This window comes from Streptomyces sp. NPDC055400 (assembly GCF_053644375.1).
In genome coordinates, this window is record NZ_JBSHLM010000010.1 from 58,374 (window position 1) to 76,218 (window position 17,845).

At 71.5% G+C, this 17,845-nt stretch carries 16 protein-coding genes; 12 read left to right on the top strand and 4 right to left on the bottom strand.

Translation table 11 applies throughout. From position 1 onward, the window contains the following. Positions 1–607: 607 nt before the first annotated feature. Both ACWIGU_RS25735 and ACWIGU_RS25740 read left to right on the top strand, forming a co-directional pair. The gene (locus tag ACWIGU_RS25735; RefSeq protein WP_454404065.1) at positions 608–1,378 is read left to right on the top strand and encodes a CAP domain-containing protein; all 771 of its coding nucleotides are present in this window, start codon (positions 608–610) and stop codon (positions 1,376–1,378) included. A 200-nt stretch (positions 1,379–1,578) separates the two neighbouring features. Beyond that, a complete protein-coding gene (locus ACWIGU_RS25740) occupies positions 1,579–2,103 on the top strand; it encodes a DUF1269 domain-containing protein (protein WP_454404066.1) in 525 nt (174 codons plus the stop codon). 66 nt (positions 2,104–2,169) lie between these two features. Here ACWIGU_RS25740 and ACWIGU_RS25745 read toward each other — a convergent pair whose 3' ends face one another. Both ACWIGU_RS25745 and ACWIGU_RS25750 read right to left on the bottom strand, forming a co-directional pair. Next, the gene (locus tag ACWIGU_RS25745) at positions 2,170–3,510 is read right to left on the bottom strand and encodes a DUF2252 domain-containing protein (protein WP_454404067.1); all 1,341 of its coding nucleotides are present in this window, start codon (positions 3,508–3,510) and stop codon (positions 2,170–2,172) included. Positions 3,511–3,547: 37 nt separating this feature from the next. After that, on the bottom strand, positions 3,548–4,030 hold the full coding sequence (locus ACWIGU_RS25750) for an FxLYD domain-containing protein (protein WP_454404068.1): 483 nt from the start codon (positions 4,028–4,030) through the stop codon (positions 3,548–3,550). Positions 4,031–4,180: 150 nt separating this feature from the next. Between ACWIGU_RS25750 and ACWIGU_RS25755 the strand changes: the two genes are divergently transcribed. Next, positions 4,181–5,377 carry a winged helix DNA-binding domain-containing protein gene (locus tag ACWIGU_RS25755; protein WP_454404069.1) on the top strand — a complete coding sequence of 399 codons (1,197 nt, stop codon included), beginning with the start codon at positions 4,181–4,183 and terminating at the stop codon, positions 5,375–5,377. A gap of 62 nt (positions 5,378–5,439) precedes the next feature. Here the strand turns inward: ACWIGU_RS25755 and ACWIGU_RS25760 are convergent, their stop codons facing one another. Then, positions 5,440–5,718, bottom strand: coding sequence for a hypothetical protein (locus ACWIGU_RS25760; RefSeq protein ID WP_454404070.1), 279 nt, complete (start codon positions 5,716–5,718; stop codon positions 5,440–5,442). A 133-nt stretch (positions 5,719–5,851) separates the two neighbouring features. Between ACWIGU_RS25760 and ACWIGU_RS25765 the strand changes: the two genes are divergently transcribed. The 8 genes from ACWIGU_RS25765 (at position 5,852) to ACWIGU_RS25800 (ending at position 14,058) form a co-directional block, all read left to right on the top strand. Then, positions 5,852–6,214, top strand: coding sequence for an arsenate reductase family protein (locus tag ACWIGU_RS25765; RefSeq protein ID WP_326776101.1), 363 nt, complete (start codon positions 5,852–5,854; stop codon positions 6,212–6,214). A 144-nt stretch (positions 6,215–6,358) separates the two neighbouring features. Next, positions 6,359–7,084 (top strand): hypothetical protein, encoded by a 726-nt coding sequence (locus ACWIGU_RS25770; protein WP_454404071.1) that lies wholly within the window; start codon positions 6,359–6,361, stop codon positions 7,082–7,084. Between the two features lie 235 nt (positions 7,085–7,319). Continuing rightward, positions 7,320–8,351 carry a glutamine synthetase gene (gene glnII, locus ACWIGU_RS25775; RefSeq protein ID WP_356284453.1) on the top strand — a complete coding sequence of 344 codons (1,032 nt, stop codon included), beginning with the start codon at positions 7,320–7,322 and terminating at the stop codon, positions 8,349–8,351. A 381-nt stretch (positions 8,352–8,732) separates the two neighbouring features. Next, positions 8,733–9,329, top strand: a complete 597-nt coding sequence (locus ACWIGU_RS25780) for a winged helix-turn-helix domain-containing protein (RefSeq protein WP_454404072.1) — start codon at positions 8,733–8,735, stop codon at positions 9,327–9,329. Between the two features lie 102 nt (positions 9,330–9,431). Continuing rightward, a complete protein-coding gene (locus ACWIGU_RS25785; RefSeq protein WP_454404073.1) occupies positions 9,432–10,439 on the top strand; it encodes an NAD-dependent epimerase/dehydratase family protein in 1,008 nt (335 codons plus the stop codon). Positions 10,440–10,561: 122 nt separating this feature from the next. Further along, entirely contained in the window at positions 10,562–11,851 is a 1,290-nt protein-coding gene (locus ACWIGU_RS25790; protein ID WP_454404074.1) for a sensor histidine kinase, read from the top strand. After that, complete coding sequence (locus ACWIGU_RS25795; protein WP_454404075.1) at positions 11,836–12,486, top strand: response regulator transcription factor; 651 nt, start codon at positions 11,836–11,838, stop codon at positions 12,484–12,486. The genes ACWIGU_RS25790 and ACWIGU_RS25795 overlap by 16 nt, the downstream gene beginning before the upstream one ends. Positions 12,487–12,552: 66 nt before the next feature. Next, on the top strand, positions 12,553–14,058 hold the full coding sequence (locus ACWIGU_RS25800; RefSeq protein ID WP_454404076.1) for a DUF1996 domain-containing protein: 1,506 nt from the start codon (positions 12,553–12,555) through the stop codon (positions 14,056–14,058). Between the two features lie 48 nt (positions 14,059–14,106). On the opposite strand, the gene ACWIGU_RS25805 is transcribed toward ACWIGU_RS25800, so the two are convergent. Continuing rightward, the gene (locus tag ACWIGU_RS25805; RefSeq protein ID WP_454404077.1) at positions 14,107–14,547 is read right to left on the bottom strand and encodes a hypothetical protein; all 441 of its coding nucleotides are present in this window, start codon (positions 14,545–14,547) and stop codon (positions 14,107–14,109) included. Positions 14,548–14,664: 117 nt separating this feature from the next. On the opposite strand from ACWIGU_RS25805, the gene ACWIGU_RS25810 reads away from it, so the two are divergent. Next, entirely contained in the window at positions 14,665–17,775 is a 3,111-nt protein-coding gene (locus ACWIGU_RS25810) for an alpha-N-acetylglucosaminidase (protein ID WP_454404078.1), read from the top strand. Positions 17,776–17,845 lie beyond the last annotated feature (70 nt).

A 17,845-nucleotide genomic window follows, 5' to 3' on the forward strand; every position in this document is an offset into this window, starting at 1 on the left:
CCCGCCCGACCCGGTGGCCGACCACGTCCGCCGCCTCGACGGCTACCTCGTCATCGACGGCCTATAGAGGTACGCATACGGGCCAGGTTCCGATTGACGGGGCGATCAGGGGCGCTGACGGCGATGACCTGAACGCCGTCGCCGACGGGGCCCTCTCGCGGGCGATCCTGCCCGCCATCACCGCCCCGTCCTCGGGAGCCGCAATCGTTCCGTGACATCAGCCACACAGACTTTTGGCACTCAGCCCTCGAATAGTAGATCGAGGCTCGACGGCATAGTGCGCTTTATCCGTCCTGATGCAGAAATACTCCGAGCCACGTCGAGCGGTGTTCGACCCGCTCGACACTTTCGCCCGTTCATGCGGCGAACAACGGCTTCTGACGGTCCAACGGACTTCTTCGCCATCCCGGGAGCCGGACCAGCACGCCTGCGCGCCTGTTTCAAGTGCCGTCCACGGCTACGAGCCGAGGTAGTACTGCCGCTTGTTGCCGCACCCCGACAGCAGTTCTAAGAATGTCGGCCGCAAGGCGTCTCCGCGGCCCAGGTGCAGGAACCGGGCAGAGCCGGACCCCTGGGGGCGCTCCGCGATCACCGAGCGAGGTCATGTATGAGGAAGCACCGCAGGAAGTCGTCCCGTCGGCCGATAGCCATCGCTGTCATCGCCGTAGGAGCTGTGGGTGTGCCCTCCGCCGCCATGGCCTGCCTGGGTACTCCGGGTGATGCGGGCGGTCGCCCCTCCGGACACAGGGAGAACGTGAGCTCCCACCAGCGGTGGACGGACTCGTCCTGGAGTCATGGGCCGACTGCGGGAGCGTCGAAGAGCCCCACTGAGACTCCCAGCGCACGTCAGACCACCGCGACTCCGAGCGCACCACGGACCACCGCGACTCCCAGCGCACGTCAGACCACCGCGACTCCGAGTGCACCACGGACCACCGCGACTCCCAGGGCACCACGGACCACCGCGTCTCCCAGCGCACCTGCAACGACCGCACCGGCATCCGGGGCCACGGCCCGCGTGCTGACTCTCGTCAACAACGAGCGCAGCAAGGCCGGATGCTCCCCGCTGACCATGAACGCGAAGCTGACCAAGGCCGCTCAGGACCACAGCAAGGACATGGCATCCCACCGGAACATGTCCCACACGGGCTCCGACGGGTCGTCGCCCGATGACCGGATCACGCGTGCCGGATACAGCTGGAGCTCCTACGGCGAGAACGTCGCCTACGGCTACTCCACACCCGAGAAGGTCATGGCGGCCTGGATGTCCAGCCCGGGCCACAAGCGCAACATCCTCGACTGCTCGTTCAAGGAGATCGGCATCGGCCTCGCGCAGCCCGACAGCTACTGGACCCAGGACTTCGGCACGGCCCGATAGGGACACTGCGGTGATGGGGCGCATTCCCCATCGGGTGAGGCACCGACCGGAAGCGGACAGGCGGCCCGCAACGACAGACAACGACCACGCAGGACGAAGCCCCCGCCCCTCCGGGAGGAGGGGCGGGGGCTTCGTCCTGCGTGGTGTCATAAACGCTCATAAACTCGGGCGAAGTTGCACAGACCTCCGAGGAGTGCCGTATGAGCAATCTGTTCGTCATCGCGTACAACGACCTCGCCACGGCCAATCAGGTGCGCGAGAAGATGCTTGATCTTGCCAAGCAGCACCTCGTCGAGCTCGAGGACATCGTGGTCGTCGAGCGGCGCGAGGACGGGAAGATCAAGCTGCATCAGGCCGTGAACCACACGGCGACGGGTGCGGCCGGCGGGGCCTTGTGGGGCGGTGTCATCGGGCTGCTCTTCCTCGTGCCGCTGCTCGGTGCGGCCGTCGGTGCCGCGGCCGGGGCCGCCGGTGGTGCCGTGACCGACACCGGCATCAACGACGACTTCATGAAGGAGCTGAGCCAGAACCTCCAGCCCGGTGCCGCCGCGCTGTTCGTCCTGGTGAAGCAGGCCTCCCCGGACAAGGTCGTCCCCCAGATCGCGCCGTTCGGCGGTCAGCTCGTCCAGACCTCGCTGAGCAACGAGGAGGAGGAGCACTTGCGGGCGGCGCTGAAGGCGGCCAAGGGTGAGGCCGCGGCACCGGAGGCCTCGAAGGGGGCCTGACCTGACGCCTCCGTACAGCCCTGTTGGTACGGCCGCTCCCGTCCGGGGGCGGCCGTACCGGCGTTCTCAGACGCCCGGCGCGATCGTGATCAGGCCCTCCGACGCCGCCTTGCGCAGGGCCGTGTGGTCGGCGGCGTTCTGGTCGGTGTAGCACAGCGCGAAGTCGGCCACAGCGCGGTCGAAGATGTCGGCGCGGCCGAGGTAGCCGGAGATGGCGATGCGGTCGCCCGAGCGGGCATGGGCGCGGGCCAGTGCGGTGCCGCACAGTTCGGCGTAGGCGCGCAGTTCCTCCGGGCCGAGGCCTGCGACGTCGGCGGAGCCCTTCATGTCGCGCAGCTGACGCCAGTAGAAGGCGCGGCCCTGGGGGCCGGTCATCCAGCCGAGGAAGATGTCACCGGAGGCCTGGAGCAGGCGCTGGCCCGCGACGACGCGGTGGCCCGGGTGCACGTACGGGCCGTGCGGCTGGTATTCCTCGATGACGGACCGGGTGGCCTCCTTGATCTGGAGGAACAGCGGGTCGTCGGCGTCGCGCCCTTCGAGCAGCACGATGAAGCAGCGGGTGCCGACGCTGCCGACGCCGACGACCTTGCGGGCGGCCTCGACGAAGCGGTAGCGGTCGAGGAGGCGGCGGCGTTCCTCGGCGAGGGTGGAGCGGTAGTCGCTGAACAGTTTGCGCACCGTGGCCGTGTCGGGGGTGCTCGCCGGTTCGAGGAGCGGCGGGTCCCGGATGATGCGGCGGCGCCCGTCGACGACCTCGGTGAGCTTGCCCAGCGCGTGGAGGCTGGTGCGGCGGGTGGCGTGAGCGAGGGTCGCCTGGACGCGGCGCCGGCTGCGGCCCGAGCGGATGAGGGGCAGCAGCTGGTGCGCGTTGATGTGCTCGTACCAGACGGCGAGTTCGCCCATCCCGGAGAGCCGGCGCATCGCGGTGCGGTACGCGGCGGCGGCCGCGCGGGCCGAGCTGAGGGCCTGGGTGTCGGTGTGCCCGTTGTCGCGGGCGGCGACGGCCACGCTCGCGGCCAGCCGCTTCACGTCCCATTCGAAGGGGCCCGGGCTGGTCTCGTCGAAGTCGTTGACGTCGAAGAGCAGGGACCGTTCCGGCGACGCGAAGAGTCCGAAGTTCAACAGGTGGGCGTCGCCGCAGAGTTGGACGGTGAGGCCGGTGGCGCGCTGGGTCGCCAGGTCGCCGGTCATGACGGCGACGGCGCCGCGCAGGAACGCGAACGGGGAGGCCGCCATCCGCCCGTACCGGATGGGCAGCAGCTCGGCGACGCGGTCGGCCGCCTGCCGTTCCAGTACGACGACGGGGTCGACGCGGTCGGCGGAGGGGATCCACGCCCCGTGCGAGGAGCGTGACGCGCGCTTGCGGGCCTCCTTGCCCAGGGCGGCCCGGGCTTGGGGAGTGGTCATGCGGCACCGTCCGCGTGGTCTGCGGGGGCGGGCACGGCTAGTGCCGTAGCGCTCTGCCGACGTCCGCTTTCACCTCGCCGGTGAGGGTGCGGTTGCTGCGGGCCGTCGCCTCCTTGGACTTGCCCTTGTCCACGTCGTCGACCGAGACCACGACCGTGTCGAGAAGGTTGCCGCCGCTGTCGCGGAAGTTGACCTGTACCGCGTACGACGCCTTGGAGTCCGAGCTGTTGGTGGCGGTGACAGGCACCGTGATCCGGTCGCCGCCCTTCGCGACGTCGCCGAGGCGGATGTCGCCCTTGGCGTTCACGCCGCCCTTGACGCGGTCCAGTTCCTCCTGCGCCTTCGCGGTGGCGGAGGCGACCACGTCACCGCCCCGGGACGCCACGGACGACGCGGCGGACGCGGCCTTGGACACCGCGTGGGAGGGGCTGGTGTCGTTGTCCGAGCAGCCGGCCGCCGCGAGGAGCACCACAGCCACGAGCAGCCCGGCCACCGCGCCCCGTATGCCATGTACCGACATCACGCCTCCCGCTGCCCGTTCCGCTGCCGTCACCTCAGTGAAGGCGGCCGGGGCCCGGGCGGCATGCCGGGTACGGCAAACAGGTGAACGGGCCCGGGGGCCGGGGCAGGATGGGGGGCACGGTCGGACGAACAGCCCTGGGAGGTCCTTGTGAGTGGTCGGCGTCGGCACATCGGGGCGCCGGAGCGGCGGGCCAGGCTCGCGGCCGGGCAGCGGCTCGCGCCCGCCGCGCGGGCCGGCTCCGCCGAGGAGGTCGCCGGGTCGCTCGTGGCACTGCACGGCACGGACCCGGCCACCGTGTATCTGGCGGTGGGCGCGCGCCTGCGGGACCCGTCGAAGACGGTCGCCGACGTGGAGCGCGCCCTGTATACGGACCGCTCCCTGGTGCGGATGCACGGCATGCGGCACACGGTGTTCGTGTTCCCCGCCGCGCTCACGGCCGTGGTGCACGCGTCGACGGGTGTGGCGGTCGCCGCGCGGGAGCGTGCCTCCTTCGTCAAGCATCTGGAGGCGGGCAGCGAGCACGACGCCGCGTGGCTCGCGGAGGTCGAGGCGGGCACGCTGGCGGCGATCGGGGCGCGCGGCGAGGCGACCGCGGCGGAACTCGCCGAGGACGAGCCGCGGTTGCGTACGCAGCTGCTGTACGCGCCCGGCAAGAAGTACGAGGCGTGGCAGTCGATCTCGACGCGGCTGCTGCGGGTCCTCGGCATGGAGGGGCGCGTCGTGCACGGGCGGCCCCGCGGGTCGTGGACGTCCAGCCAGTTCCGATGGGCGCTCATGCCCGCGCACCCCGAACTCCCCGTGGCACAAGCCCAGTCGGAGCTGCTCCGGCACTGGCTCGGCTCGTGCGGTCCGGCCACGGAGGCCGACCTGAAGTGGTGGACGGGATGGAAGGTCACCGACGTACGCAGGGCGCTCGCGGCCGTCGGGGCGGTCGAGGTGGAGCTGGACGAGGGAGCCGGGTTCGTGCTCCCCGACGCCGTCGAGCCGGTCAGCGCCGGCACCGAGCCGTGGGCGGCCCTGCTCCCCGGTCTCGACCCGAGCGCGATGGGCTGGCAGCAGCGCGACTGGTATCTGCCGCCGGAGCTGCGCGCGCCGCTCTTCGACGGGGCGGGCAACATCGGGCCCACCGTGTGGTGGGACGGGCGGATCGCCGGCGGGTGGGCGCAGGGCAAGGACGGCACCGTCCGGTGGCGGCTGCTCGCGGACGTGGGCCGTCAGGGCGCGGCCGCCGTCGAGGCGCAGGCCGCGAGGCTCCAGGAGTGGGTGGGCGAGGCGCGGATCACCCCCCGCTTCCGTACGCCACTGGAGAAGGAGCTGGCGGGACCGGCCCCGGCCGGGAAGTGAGTGAACTGCCGTGCGCCGCCCGCCCGTCGAGCAGGACAACGGGCGGGCGGCGCACCTGGTCGTCAGCGGCTGTAGCGCATCAGCGCGCGCACCATGTGGCAGGTGGTGTCCGACGGCGGATGGATACCGACGCGCTCCGCCGTGCTCCGTATCGTCCGGTTGTGGGCCTGGTTCGGGAGGTAGACGCCCGAGTCGAGCAGGGCGATCGCGAGGCGCATGGCCTTGAGGCGGCGGTTGTGCGTGATGTACCAGTCACGCGGCCGTCCCGCGGGCAGGGCCTTCTTCGCGAGTGGCTTGCAGGGCACGTCGATCAGCATCGGTGCGGCAGCGGGCACAGACATCCTCCTGTCGCGGGAGGGAGACCTTCCGAGGCCCTGCGCGGCCCCGGTCGCTCCCTCGAACACTTCCTCGATTCTACTGCCGGGCACTGACAATAGCCGCTGGCCACAAGGCCTTTCCCGTACCTTTGGCCCCATGGAAATCTGGATCAACCCCGCCTGTTCGAAGTGCCGCAGCGCACTCTCCCTGCTCGACGCGGAGGGCGCCGACTACACGGTGCGGCGCTACCTGGAGGACGTGCCGTCCGAGGACGACATCCGCGCCGTCCTGGAGCGGCTCGGGCTGGAGCCGTGGGACATCACGCGGACGCAGGAGGCCGACGCGAAGGAGCTCGGCCTGAAGGACTGGGCGCGGGACGCGGGTTCGCGCGACCGGTGGATCGCGGCCCTCTCCGCGCACCCGAAGCTCATCCAGCGGCCGATCATCACGGCGGAGGACGGTACGGCCGTGGTGGCGCGCAGCGAGGACGCGGTCCGGGACGCGCTCGGACGCCACTGAGCCGCGACGGACTCACCCTGTGGGCCCAACTGGCGTGTGACATACGTTACTTGAGCTTCCCTTGGGTCGGTTGAGTTCCGCCCTCCAGTTACCCGTACGTAACGGTGCGCGCACCGACGTTCGTAACGACGACAGGAGGCGGACATGTCCCGCAGGAGAAGGATGGGCCCCCGGAAGAAGGCCGCGCTCGCGGTGAGCGCTGCCCTCGTCGCCGGTGGCGCGGCGTTCGCTCTCGCGAGTACGGGCAATGCGGCGCCGGTCGCGCAGAACGCCCAGGTCTGCCAGGGCCTGGAGACCGCGATCGCCAACAACCAGAAGTTCATCGACGGGCAGCGGGCCGCCCCGGACGCGCAGTCCGAGGCCCGCATCGCCAACCGGGAAGCGGTCATCGCGGAGATCCGGCGCAAGGAGGCGGCGTCCGGCTGCGAGGCCGGGGAGGGGGCGCAGACCGGAGCGCAGGCCGGAGCCGGGGCCGATGACGCGGCCGGAGCCGGGGCCGGTTCCGATGACGCGGCCGGCGGCATGGAGACGGTGACCGCCGCGCCGCCGGACACCGTCACCGCCGAACCCGGCCCCACGGACGCGGCCGGCGGCGCCGGTGACGCAGGAGGGGACGCCGCCGGTGAGCAGGTCTGTGCGGGTTCGACCGTGACGCTGTCCGGTGAGGGCGGCGCGCCCGCCGCGTCCAGCGGGCAGTTCCCCGCCGGGACGAAGCTCAAGGTCACCAACCTGGACAACGGCAAGTCCACGTCCGTCGAGGTCACATCCGTCTCCGGGAGCTGCGTCCTGCTGAACAACTCGGCGTTCGAGCAGGTTCGCGAACCGGGCAAATTCCTCATCCGTAACGCACGTATAGAGAAGGTGGGCTGACCTCACAGGCCCACCAGGCCCACGGCCCCGGCCCGCGCGCGTGCCCCCATGACGTGCGCGGGCCGGGGCCGTCCGGCGAAACGTGACTCCGGCCACAGGAGGGCTCGGGTAACACGGGGTTCACATACGGGCAACGGACGGGAAATCGCCTGTTGACAGTCTGCGGAGCAGCACACCGAGGCGCCGCACCCGCACATGACTGCGCCGTACAGACCCACCCGAAGGATGTGGCCCCGTGACGTTCAAGGCTGAGTACATCTGGATCGACGGCACCCAGCCGACGGCCAAGCTCCGTTCGAAGACGAAGATCATCGCGGGTTCCGCGCCGGCGCTCGAAGAGCTGCCGATCTGGGGCTTCGACGGTTCGAGCACCAGCCAGGCCAAGGGCCACGCCTCCGACCGCGTGCTGCGTCCCGTCGCCTCCTACCCGGACCCGATCCGCGGCGGCGGCGACATCCTCGTCATGTGCGAGGTCCTGAACATCGACATGACGCCGCACGAGTCCAACACCCGTGCCGCGCTCGCCGAGGTCGCGGAGAAGTTCGCCGCGCAGGAGTCGGTCTTCGGCATCGAGCAGGAGTACACGTTCTTCGAGGGCGAGCGCCCGCTCGGCTTCCCCGTGGGCGGCTTCCCGGCGGCGCAGGGCGGCTACTACTGCGGTGTCGGCGCGGACGAGATCTTCGGCCGTGACGTCGTCGAGGCGCACCTGGACAACTGCCTCAAGGCGGGCCTCGGGATCTCCGGCATCAACGCCGAGGTCATGCCCGGCCAGTGGGAGTTCCAGGTCGGCCCGCTCGCCCCGCTCGAGGTCTCCGACCAGCTGTGGGTGGCCCGCTGGCTGCTGTACCGCACCGCCGAGGACTTCGACATCTCCGCGACCCTCGACCCGAAGCCGGTCAAGGGCGACTGGAACGGCGCCGGCGCGCACACCAACTTCTCCACGAAGGCGATGCGCGAGGGGTACGAGGCGATCATCACCGCGTGCGAGTCGCTCGGCGAGGGCTCGAAGCCGATGGACCACGTCAAGAACTACGGCGCGGGCATCGACGACCGTCTGACGGGTCTGCACGAGACCGCCCCGTGGAACGAGTACAGCTACGGCGTCTCCGACCGCGGTGCCTCGGTCCGCATCCCGTGGCAGGTCGAGAAGGACGGCAAGGGCTACATCGAGGACCGCCGTCCGAACGCGAACGTCGACCCGTACGTCGTGACGCGCCTGATCGTCGACACCTGCTGCACCGCTCTGGAGAAGGCCGGCCAGGTCTGATCCGCGGCACCTGATTCCCGAAGGGCGCCCACCGGTCCGGTGGGCGCCCTTCGCGTCGCCGCGCACCTCGCACAGCGTCAAGTTCACGCCAAGGTGCCGTCCGACCCGTGAGAGGGGGGTCCTGCCCCGCGACCCCGTCTGCTTCAATGGAGCCATGGCCAGCTTCCACGACACCGCGACGGGTCGCCACGACCTCGAGCCCTTCTGGCCTTCCCGTCAGCACCACGACTTCGACCGGGTGTGTTGCCGCGCGGAGAACGCGCAGGCCCTCTAAAGCCGATTCACCCCGGCGTTCGGCCCGCGCGCACGACGTAGGTCCTTCTGTGACCTCGCAGTTCTCGATGATCTCGATGACTCCTCGCGCGAAAGAGTTGACCACTCATGGCGAACACCCGTTCCTTCACCACCGCTTCCCCGGTGACCTCCGCCCCCTCCCCCGTCGCCTCCGGCCGTCACCGGCTGCGCGCCGTCGACCGGGACGAGGTGGTGGATGTCGCCGACTTCCTGCCGCCGGGCGCGACCTGGCTGCCCGCTCCCCCGCACACCTTGCCCACGCTGCCGGGCCGGCCCCCGATGATCGGCTACCTGGTCCTCGTACCGGCGGACCAGCAGCCGCTGCTCCCGGTGCCCGACGAGCCCGGGCGGCGGCCCGAAGCCGCTCCGCAGGACAGCGCCACCGCCACCGACGCGCTCGTCCGCATCGACAGCACACAGCGCACCGCGCAGGTCGACGGGCGCCGACTCGACCTGACCTACCTGGAGTTCGAGCTGCTCGCGCACCTCGTCGCGCATCCGCACCGGGTGCACACCCGCGACCAGCTGGTGACCACGGTGTGGGGCTACGGGCACGTGGGCGACGGACGGACGGTCGACGTCCATGTCGCGCGGCTGCGGCGCAAGCTCGGGGCCGAGCACCGTCAGGTGATCCAGACGGTGCGGCGGGTCGGCTACAAGTACGCCCCGCCGGCCACGCGTTGACCGTCGAGCGGAGCGCCGTCCGCCGGCCGTCCCCGGCCGAATGGTTCTCCCACGGGCAGAAACGGATTCCCTGACACGTCCCGAGCGGGCAGAGTCACCGGTATGAGACTTCTGGTACTCGGCGGTACGGAATTCGTGGGGCGCGCGGTGGTGGAGGCCGCGGTCGCCCGGTCCTGGGACGTGACGGTCTTCCACCGCGGGCAGCACGCGGCGCCCGAAGGGGTGCGGTCCCTGCACGGGGACCGCACCCTGGCAGACACGGACGGCGGGCTCGCCGCGCTCGCGCAGAGCGAGGGCGAGTGGGACGTCGTCGTGGACACCTGGGGGGCGGCGCCCCGCGCGGTCCGCGACTCCGCCCGGCTGCTCGCAGGGCGCGCGGGCCGCTACGTGTACGTGTCGACCTCGTCCGTGTACACGTGGGCGCCCCCGCCCGGCTACACCGAGGACGCCCCGGTCGTCGACGGTGCCTCGCCCGACGCGGAGCGGACGGACTACGCACGGGACAAGCGGGGCGGCGAGCTCGCGGCGGTCGGCGCCTTCGGCGCGGACCGCTCCCTGCTGGTGCGGTGCGGTCTGATCCTCGGCCCGTACGAGAACATCGGCCGGCTCCCCTGGTGGCTGGGGCGGATCGCACGGGGCGGCCCCGTGCTCGCACCCGGCCCCCGCGAACTGCCGCTCCAGTACATCGACGTACGCGACCTCGCCGCCTGGGTCCTCGATGCGGCACAGGCCGGACTGAGCGGCCCGTACACCGTGATCAGCCCCTCCGGGCACACGACCATGGGCGGACTGCTCGACGCCTGCGTCCGGGCCACCGGGGGCGATGCCGACCTGCGCTGGACCGCTCCCGAAGTGATCACCGCGGCCGGGATCGAGCCGTGGATGCAGCTGCCGGTGTGGGTGCCGCCGGGCGGTGACATGCATGCCGCGCTGCACAGCGCCGACGTGGCGAAGGCGGTCGCGGCGGGGCTGCGCTGCCGGCCCGTCGAGGAGACCGTCGCCGACACCTGGGCCTGGCTGGAGTCCATCGGCGGGAAGGCCCCGCAGCGCCCGGACCGGCCGGTGCTCGGCCTCGACCCGGCGACGGAGGCGAAGGTCCTGGCGGGCTGAAGCCCAGGGTCCCCCGGAGGTGGTGCCAGGTACACCCCGGACGGGTGCCCGGCCCCATGCCCTGTACGGCCCCGGCCGGGGAGACTGGGGGCGAACGGGTCGGGCGGTGGACGGAGAGCGGGATGGACGCGTCGGGCAAGAGCGGCGGGCGGGCACGCCGCGCCCTGGTGGCGGGGGCGCGCGGCCTCGTGCTGGCGGTGGCGGGGTTCGCCGGGTCGCTCACCCTCTTCGTGCTGTCCGTCCTGTCGATCGTGTTCACCGTCCTGGGTGTCGGTGTGCTCACCACTCCGGCTGTGCTCTCCCTGGTCAGGTCCTGGGCGAACCGGCGGCGCGTCGCCGCCGCCGAGTGGTACGGGATCCGCATCCCGGCGGCGTACCGGCCCTTCCCCGCCGACATGCGGACCGGGCTCGTCGGGCAGGCGGAGCGGTGCCGGCTGATGCTCGGTGACCCGGCGACCTGGCGGGACCTGCTGTGGCTGCCCGTCGACATGACGGCCGGGTTCGCGACCGCGCTCCTGCCGGCCGCGCTCCTCTTCTATCCCCTTGAGGGATACGCCCTCGCGGCGGGCCTGTGGCGCGTCTTCACGGACGGCACGTATGTCGGCTGGTGGTACGGGTTCGTGCCCATCAGCGGCCAGGGCTCCGCGTTCCTGGCGGCCGGCCTCGCCACCGCGCTCCTCGTCGCCGGCTACTTCACGGCCCCGCTCCTGCTGCGCGCCCACTTCCAGCTGACCCGCGCGGTCGTCACCCCGGACGAGGGCGAACTGGCCGCCCGCGTCGAGGTGCTGACACAGACGCGGCGCGACGCGGTCGACACCTCGGCCGCGGAACTGCGCCGCATCGAGCGTGACCTGCACGACGGCGCACAGGCCCGCCTCGTCGCCATGGGCATGGACCTCGGCACGATCGAGGCGCTCATCGAGAAGAACCCGCGGAAGGCCAAGGAGCTGCTCGCGCAGGCCCGCAGGTCCTCCGCCGACGCCCTCACCGAGCTGCGCGACCTGGTCCGCGGCATCCATCCGCCGGTCCTCGCCGAGCGCGGCCTCGGTGACGCGGTGAAGGCGCTCGCGCTGCGGCTGCCGGTCGCCACCGACGTCGACGTGGACCTGTCGGGCCGCGCCGAGGCACCCGTCGAGTCGGCGGCGTACTTCGCCGTCAGCGAGGTCCTCACGAACGCCGTCAAGCACTCGGGGGCCGACCGCATCTGGGTCGACGTGCACCACACCGGGGCGGCGGGCATGCTGCGGATCGCCGTCACCGACAACGGCAAGGGCGGGGCGCGTATCGGGGCGGGGTCGGGGCTGAGCGGGATCGAGCGCCGGCTCGGTACATTCGACGGCGTCCTCGCCGTCAGCTCCCCCGCGGGCGGTCCGACCATGGTGACGATGGAGATTCCTTGCGCGTTGTCCTAGCCGAAGATCTCTTCCTGCTCCGCGACGGCCTGGTGCGGATGCTGGAGGCGTACGACTTCGAGGTCGCCGCGGCCGTCGAGAGCGGGCCCGAACTGACCAAGGCGCTGGCCGAGTTGCAGCCGGACGTAGCGGTCGTCGACGTACGGCTGCCGCCCTCGCACACGGACGAGGGGCTGCAGTGCGCGCTGGCCGCACGGCGGGCGCGGCCGGGGCTGCCGGTCCTCGTCCTGTCGCAGCACGTGGAGCAGCTGTACGCGCGCGAGCTGCTCGCCGACGGGAACGGCGGGATCGGCTATCTGCTGAAGGACCGGGTGTTCGACGCGGACCAGTTCATCGACGCGGTGCGCCGGGTCGCCGCGGGCGGGACCGCGATGGACCCGCAGGTGATCAAGGAGATCCTCTCGCGGCGGGCCGCCGACGCGCCGCTCGGCGGTCTGACACCGCGCGAAATGGAGGTTCTGGAACTCATGGCGCAGGGCCGGTCGAATGCGGCCATCGCGGGCCAACTCGTCGTCACGGAACGGGCGATCGCGAAACACACCTCCAATATCTTTCTGAAGCTGGGACTTCCGGTGTCGGACGACGACAACCGGCGGGTTCTCGCCGTCATCGCCTATCTGGATCAGGGCCGTTGAGATTCCGCCGGGAAATCACCGGTGCTCTCTTTGAACAAGGGGCCCGTGTGGTGCGTACGTAGCTCCATGGGACGCACATCACGAAAACGGCGCTCGTCACTCGCGACGCGCATGACGGTCGCGTCGGCCGCACTGCTCCTGGGTGGAGGAGGGCTGGTCGCGGTGAACGTCTACGCGTCCGCCCACGAGGAGAACCCGGCGCAGCGCGGCGACGGCGCGGAGCAGCAACAGCAGCAGGTCGCCACCATCGACTGCCCCGACGTGGGCAACGGGCTCTCCGACGTGCCGGACGCCGCGCGGTCGGAGGTCGACGGCGAACTGGCCACGATGGACAGCCAGATCACCGAGTCGTACCAGCGCCTCGCGGCCTCGCGGGACGCGGCGGCGCGGGACCCCGACTTCGTGCAGAACAGCATTCTGCAGCCGTTGAAGGAGCGGCGTTCGACCCTCATCGACCGGATCAGCCTGGAGATCAGCCGGGCGGGCGGGACGGCCCCCGAGGGCATGAAGGACCTCGCGGCCTGCACGGCCAGGTCGGCCGGCACCGACGGCAGCCCCCCGGCCGGCTCCGCTGCACCGTCCGCCCCCGCGGACAGCGGCCAGCAGGACGGCGGCCGGCAAGGGGACGGCGGACAGCAGGGTGGCGGACAGGACGACGGGCAGGGAGGCGCTCAGCAGAACGGCAACGGCCCCGACGCCTCCGACTTCGTCGACATCAACTCCGTCCAGCCCAACGTGAAGGCGCCGCCCAACCAGCAGGCCGCCTCCCGCGGCACGTTCACCACGAAATGCGGGCGGAACGAGAACGGCAAGTTCAATCCCGACAACGTCATCGTGGCGCCCGGTGTGAGCAATGGCGCGCACCATATGCACGACTACGTGGGAAATCAGGCGAACGACGCTTTCGCCAGTGACGACGATCTTGCGAATGGCGACACGAGCTGCCGCAATCAGGGCGACAAGTCGACCTATTACTGGCCTGTTCTGCGCCTCCAGAACGGAAAGGACGAGAACGACGCGCAGGCCGACGGCGGCGGCAAGGACCAGAATGTCGGCGAGATCCAGACACCTGCCTCGGTCACGCTGAAGTTCGTGGGAAATCCAGCCGGCAAGGTCGTCGCCATGCCGCGGTTCCTGCGCATCATCACCGGTGACGCCAAGGCCTTCACCAACGGCGACGCGAACGCGAACGCGTCCTGGAGCTGCACCGGCTTCGAGGACCGCCAGCTCAAGGACAAGTACCCGATCTGCCCTGAGGGCAGCAAGGTCGTGCGGTCGTTCAAGTTCCAGAGCTGCTGGGACGGGCGCAACACCGACAGCGCCAACCACCGTACGCACGTCGCCTTCGCCGACCCCAACAGCGGGGCCTGCCCGCAGGGCTTCCAGGCGATCCCGCAGCTGCGGCAGCGCATCGTGTACGACGTCCCGCCCGGCCCCGGATTCGCCGTCGACTCGTTCCCCGAGCAGCTGCACAAGCCCGTGACCGACCACGGCGACTTCATCAACGTCTTCGACGACGGCCTGATGAAGCGCGTCGCGAGCTGCATCAACCGGGGTCAGCGCTGTACCTGACGGCCTGACCCCCGTCGACTGCTGCGCGGTCGGCTCGCGCGGTGACCGTCAGTGCCCGGAGTGCCCGTCCTCCTCGTGACCCCCGCCACTACTCCCCGAGTGGTGCGAGGAGGACTTCTCCACGGTCCCGCCGAGCCGGCCGCGCAGCACTGTGACCGCCTTCTCGTCGCCGACCGCGATCCACCGGCGGCCGATCAGATACGTGCCGCCGTAGTCGTCGGCCTGGTCGAGCCACTCGGCCTGGCCGCGGTCGGTGGCGAAGGTAGCGAGGATGTAGCGGTCCCGGCCGTCGCCGCAGGTGGCCTGGCGCAGCTCGTCGGCGTCCGTCTGGATGTCGGGCCTGCACTTCGCCCTGGCCGCGAGCTGTTCCAGGCTGCCGGTCGCGGTCTTCGGCACGCCGTCGGCGCTCGATCCGCAGCCGGTCAGGACCGCCAGCGAGACCACCGCCCCGGTCACCCATATGCGCCGCATGCCTCGCGTCATTCCCATCGTTTCCTTCCGTCCCGTGCGGCGACACGAACTCGCCAGCTCCGTACACAGCGTTGAGCAAGGGGGGTCACAGGGTTACCGTGCGCCGCACCATCCGACACAGGGGGCAGACCATCTATGACCGCCTACGCACCGTCGCGACGTTCCGTCCTCGGCACCGCCGGCGCCATCGGCCTGGGAGCCGCCGCGGGGTTCCCCGTCACGGCTCACGCCGCCGAGGGCCCTGCCTTCGATACGGCTCCCGTACGCTCCGCACTCAACAGACTGCTCCCGGGTCACGCGGACCAGTTCCGTCTCAGGTTCCTCTCCGCGCCGGGCGGCGGCGACCGGTTCCGGGTGACGGGCACGCGGGGGAGAGTCGAGGTGGCCGGCACGACACCGGCCGTGCTGCTCACGGGAGTTCACTGGTATCTCAAGTACGTCTGCGGGGCGCACATCGCGTGGAACGGCAGCCAGCTCGACCTGCCGAAGACCCTGCCGGCGCCCCCGCGCCCGCTGGAGAGATCCACCGCGCTCCCCCACCGGTTCGCCCTCAACGACACGAACGACGGCTACACCGCGCCGTACGCGGACTGGCCGTACTGGGAGCGGATGATCGACGTCCTCGCGCTGCACGGGTGCAACGAGGTCCTCGTCATCGCGGGCACGGAGGCCGTGTACGAGCGCGTCCTGAAGGACTTCGGGTACAGCGACGCGGAGTCGCGCGCCTGGCTGCCGGCGCCCACGCACCAGCCGTGGTGGCTCCTGCAGAACCTGTCGGGGTACGGCGGACCGCTCTCGCCCGAACTCATCGCGAAGCGCGTCGCACTGGGCCGCAGGATCACGGACAGGCTGCGCGAGCTCGGCATGTCGCCCGTGTTCCCCGGCTACTACGGGCACGTTCCCCACGGCTTCGTGGAGCGCAACGGCGGGGACGCGCACGTCGTCGCGCAGGGCACCTGGCACGGCTTCGACCGGCCCGACTGGCTCGACCCGCGCACGCAGTCCTTCGCCGACGTGGCCGCGTCGTTCTACGGACATCAGCGGGACCTGTTCGGCGCGGCCGGGCACTTCAAGATGGACCTGCTGCACGAGGGCGGCACAGCCGGTGACGTGCCCGTGCCGGACGCGGCGCGCGGCGTCGAGAAGGCCCTGCAGAAGGCGCACCCGGGAGCCACGTGGGTGATTCTCGGCTGGGAGGCCAACCCGCTGCCCGCGCTCATCGACGCGATCGACAAGAAGCGCATGCTGATCGTCGACGGCGTCTGTGACCGCTTCACGGCCGTCACCGACCGCGAGAAGGACTGGGGCGGCACGCCCTACGCCTTCGGCACGATCCCGAACTTCGGCGGGCGGACCACCATCGGCGCCCGCGCGCACATCTGGAACGAGAAGTTCTTCGCGTGGCGGGACAAGCCGGGCAGCGCGCTCGCCGGCACGGCCTTCATGCCGGAGGGCACCGACCGCGACCCGGCCGCCTTCGAGCTGTTCTCCGAACTCGCCTGGACCGAGGGCAAGGTGGACCGGGCGGCCTGGTTCTCCGGGTACGCCGATTTCCGTTACGGAGGCCGGGACGCGGACGCTCGGGCGGCCTGGCGCGCCCTGCACGACACCGCGTACCAGCACACGGCGGTGGAGCGCAGCGACGCGCACGACTCCCTGTTCTGTGCCCGTCCCGACCTGGCCGCGAACCGGGCCGCCGAGTACGCGCCCCGCGCCCTGGCCTACGACCCGGGCCGCTTCGACGCGGCCCTGAGCGGACTGCTCGGCGTGGCCGGCGGGCTGCGGAGCTCCGCCGCGTACAAGTACGACCTGGTGGACGTGGCGCGGCAGGCGCTCGCGCACCGCTCGCGTCAGCTCCTGCCGCAGCTGCGGGCCGCGTACGCGAGGAAGGACCGGGACGCCTTCCGGAGCCTGGCGACGCTGTGGCTGAAGCTGATGCGGCTGTCCGACGACGTGACGGGGACGCATCCGGCGTTCCTGCTCGGGCCGTGGATCGACGAGGCGCGGCGGCTCGCGACGAGCGACGCCGAGCGCGCCGAGTTCGAGCGCACGGCGAAGGTGCTCATCACGGTGTGGGGCGACCGCGCCACGTCCGACCCGGGGAACCTGCACGAGTACGCCAACCGCGAGTGGCACGGGCTGATGTCCGACTTCTACGTGCCGCGCTGGCAGAAGTGGCTGGACGCCCTGGAGGACGCGCTGGCCACGGGGTCGGCGCCCGCGGCCGTCGACTGGTTCGCGTTCGAGGAGCCGTGGACCGTGGAGCGCAAGGACTATCCGCTGCGGCCCATCGGGGACGCCTACAAGACGGCGGCGCGCGTACGTGACGTGCTCGCGCGGGCGCCCTACCAGGGCTCGCTGACCGTCACCGCCCAGCCGGCCGCGTTCCCTCCCGGCGGGCACGCGCGCGTGGAGGCCGCTTTCCGCAACGTCAACGGGCTGCGGGCGACCGGGCGCGTGGACTTCACGCTGTCCGGCATCGATGCCGCGCCCGAGGGCTCCACGTCCCTGGCGAGCGTCGCGCCCGCGGGCTCGGGCACGGTCCGCTGGCAGGCGAGCGCTCCCGGCACGCCCCTGGACCGGCCGCTGCGCCCGCTGCCGTACGAGCTCACCGTGCGGTACGGGCCGCAGGGCGAGGGCCGGGTGGCGTCGGTCCACGCGGGGACGCTCTTCGAGGCCGGGCCGCTCGACAGTGCCTGGCGGACCGTCACCAGCAATGCCGCCGTCTTCGGGCAGTTGGGCGACCGGTACGCGATCGACGGGGCGGGCACCGACCTGTGGAAGGGAACCACGGAGTTCGGCTCGGCGTACCGCGAGGGCGCCTTCACGGACGGCTCGTCGGCTGAGGTCACGGTGACCGCGCAGGCCGCCACGGGCCCGTGGGCGCGGGCCGGCCTCATCGTCCGCAACTCCCTGGCGACGCCCGGCTCCCCGGGCTTCCTGAACCTCTCCGTGACGCCGTCCAACGGGGTCGTGCTGTCGTACGACACGAACGGGGACGGCACGCTCGACACGTACCGGCGCATCACCGGGATCAAGGCGCCGGTGACGCTGAGGCTGACGCGGTCCGGCGGCTCGTACACGGGTGAGTGCTCGACGGACGACGGGGCGACCTGGCGGACCGTCGCGGCCGTGGCGGTGCCGGGGGCGGCGGCGACGCAGGACGTGGGGCTGTTCATGACGGCGACGAACGGGGGCGGCGGGGCGCGCGGCACCGTGGAGTTCGGGGGCTGGCAGCTCGGGTAGCGGCGGGCCCTGGGCCAGAATGGGCGGGACAAAAGCCGTGAATCCGGTCACGGCTGCGACCTCTGGAGTC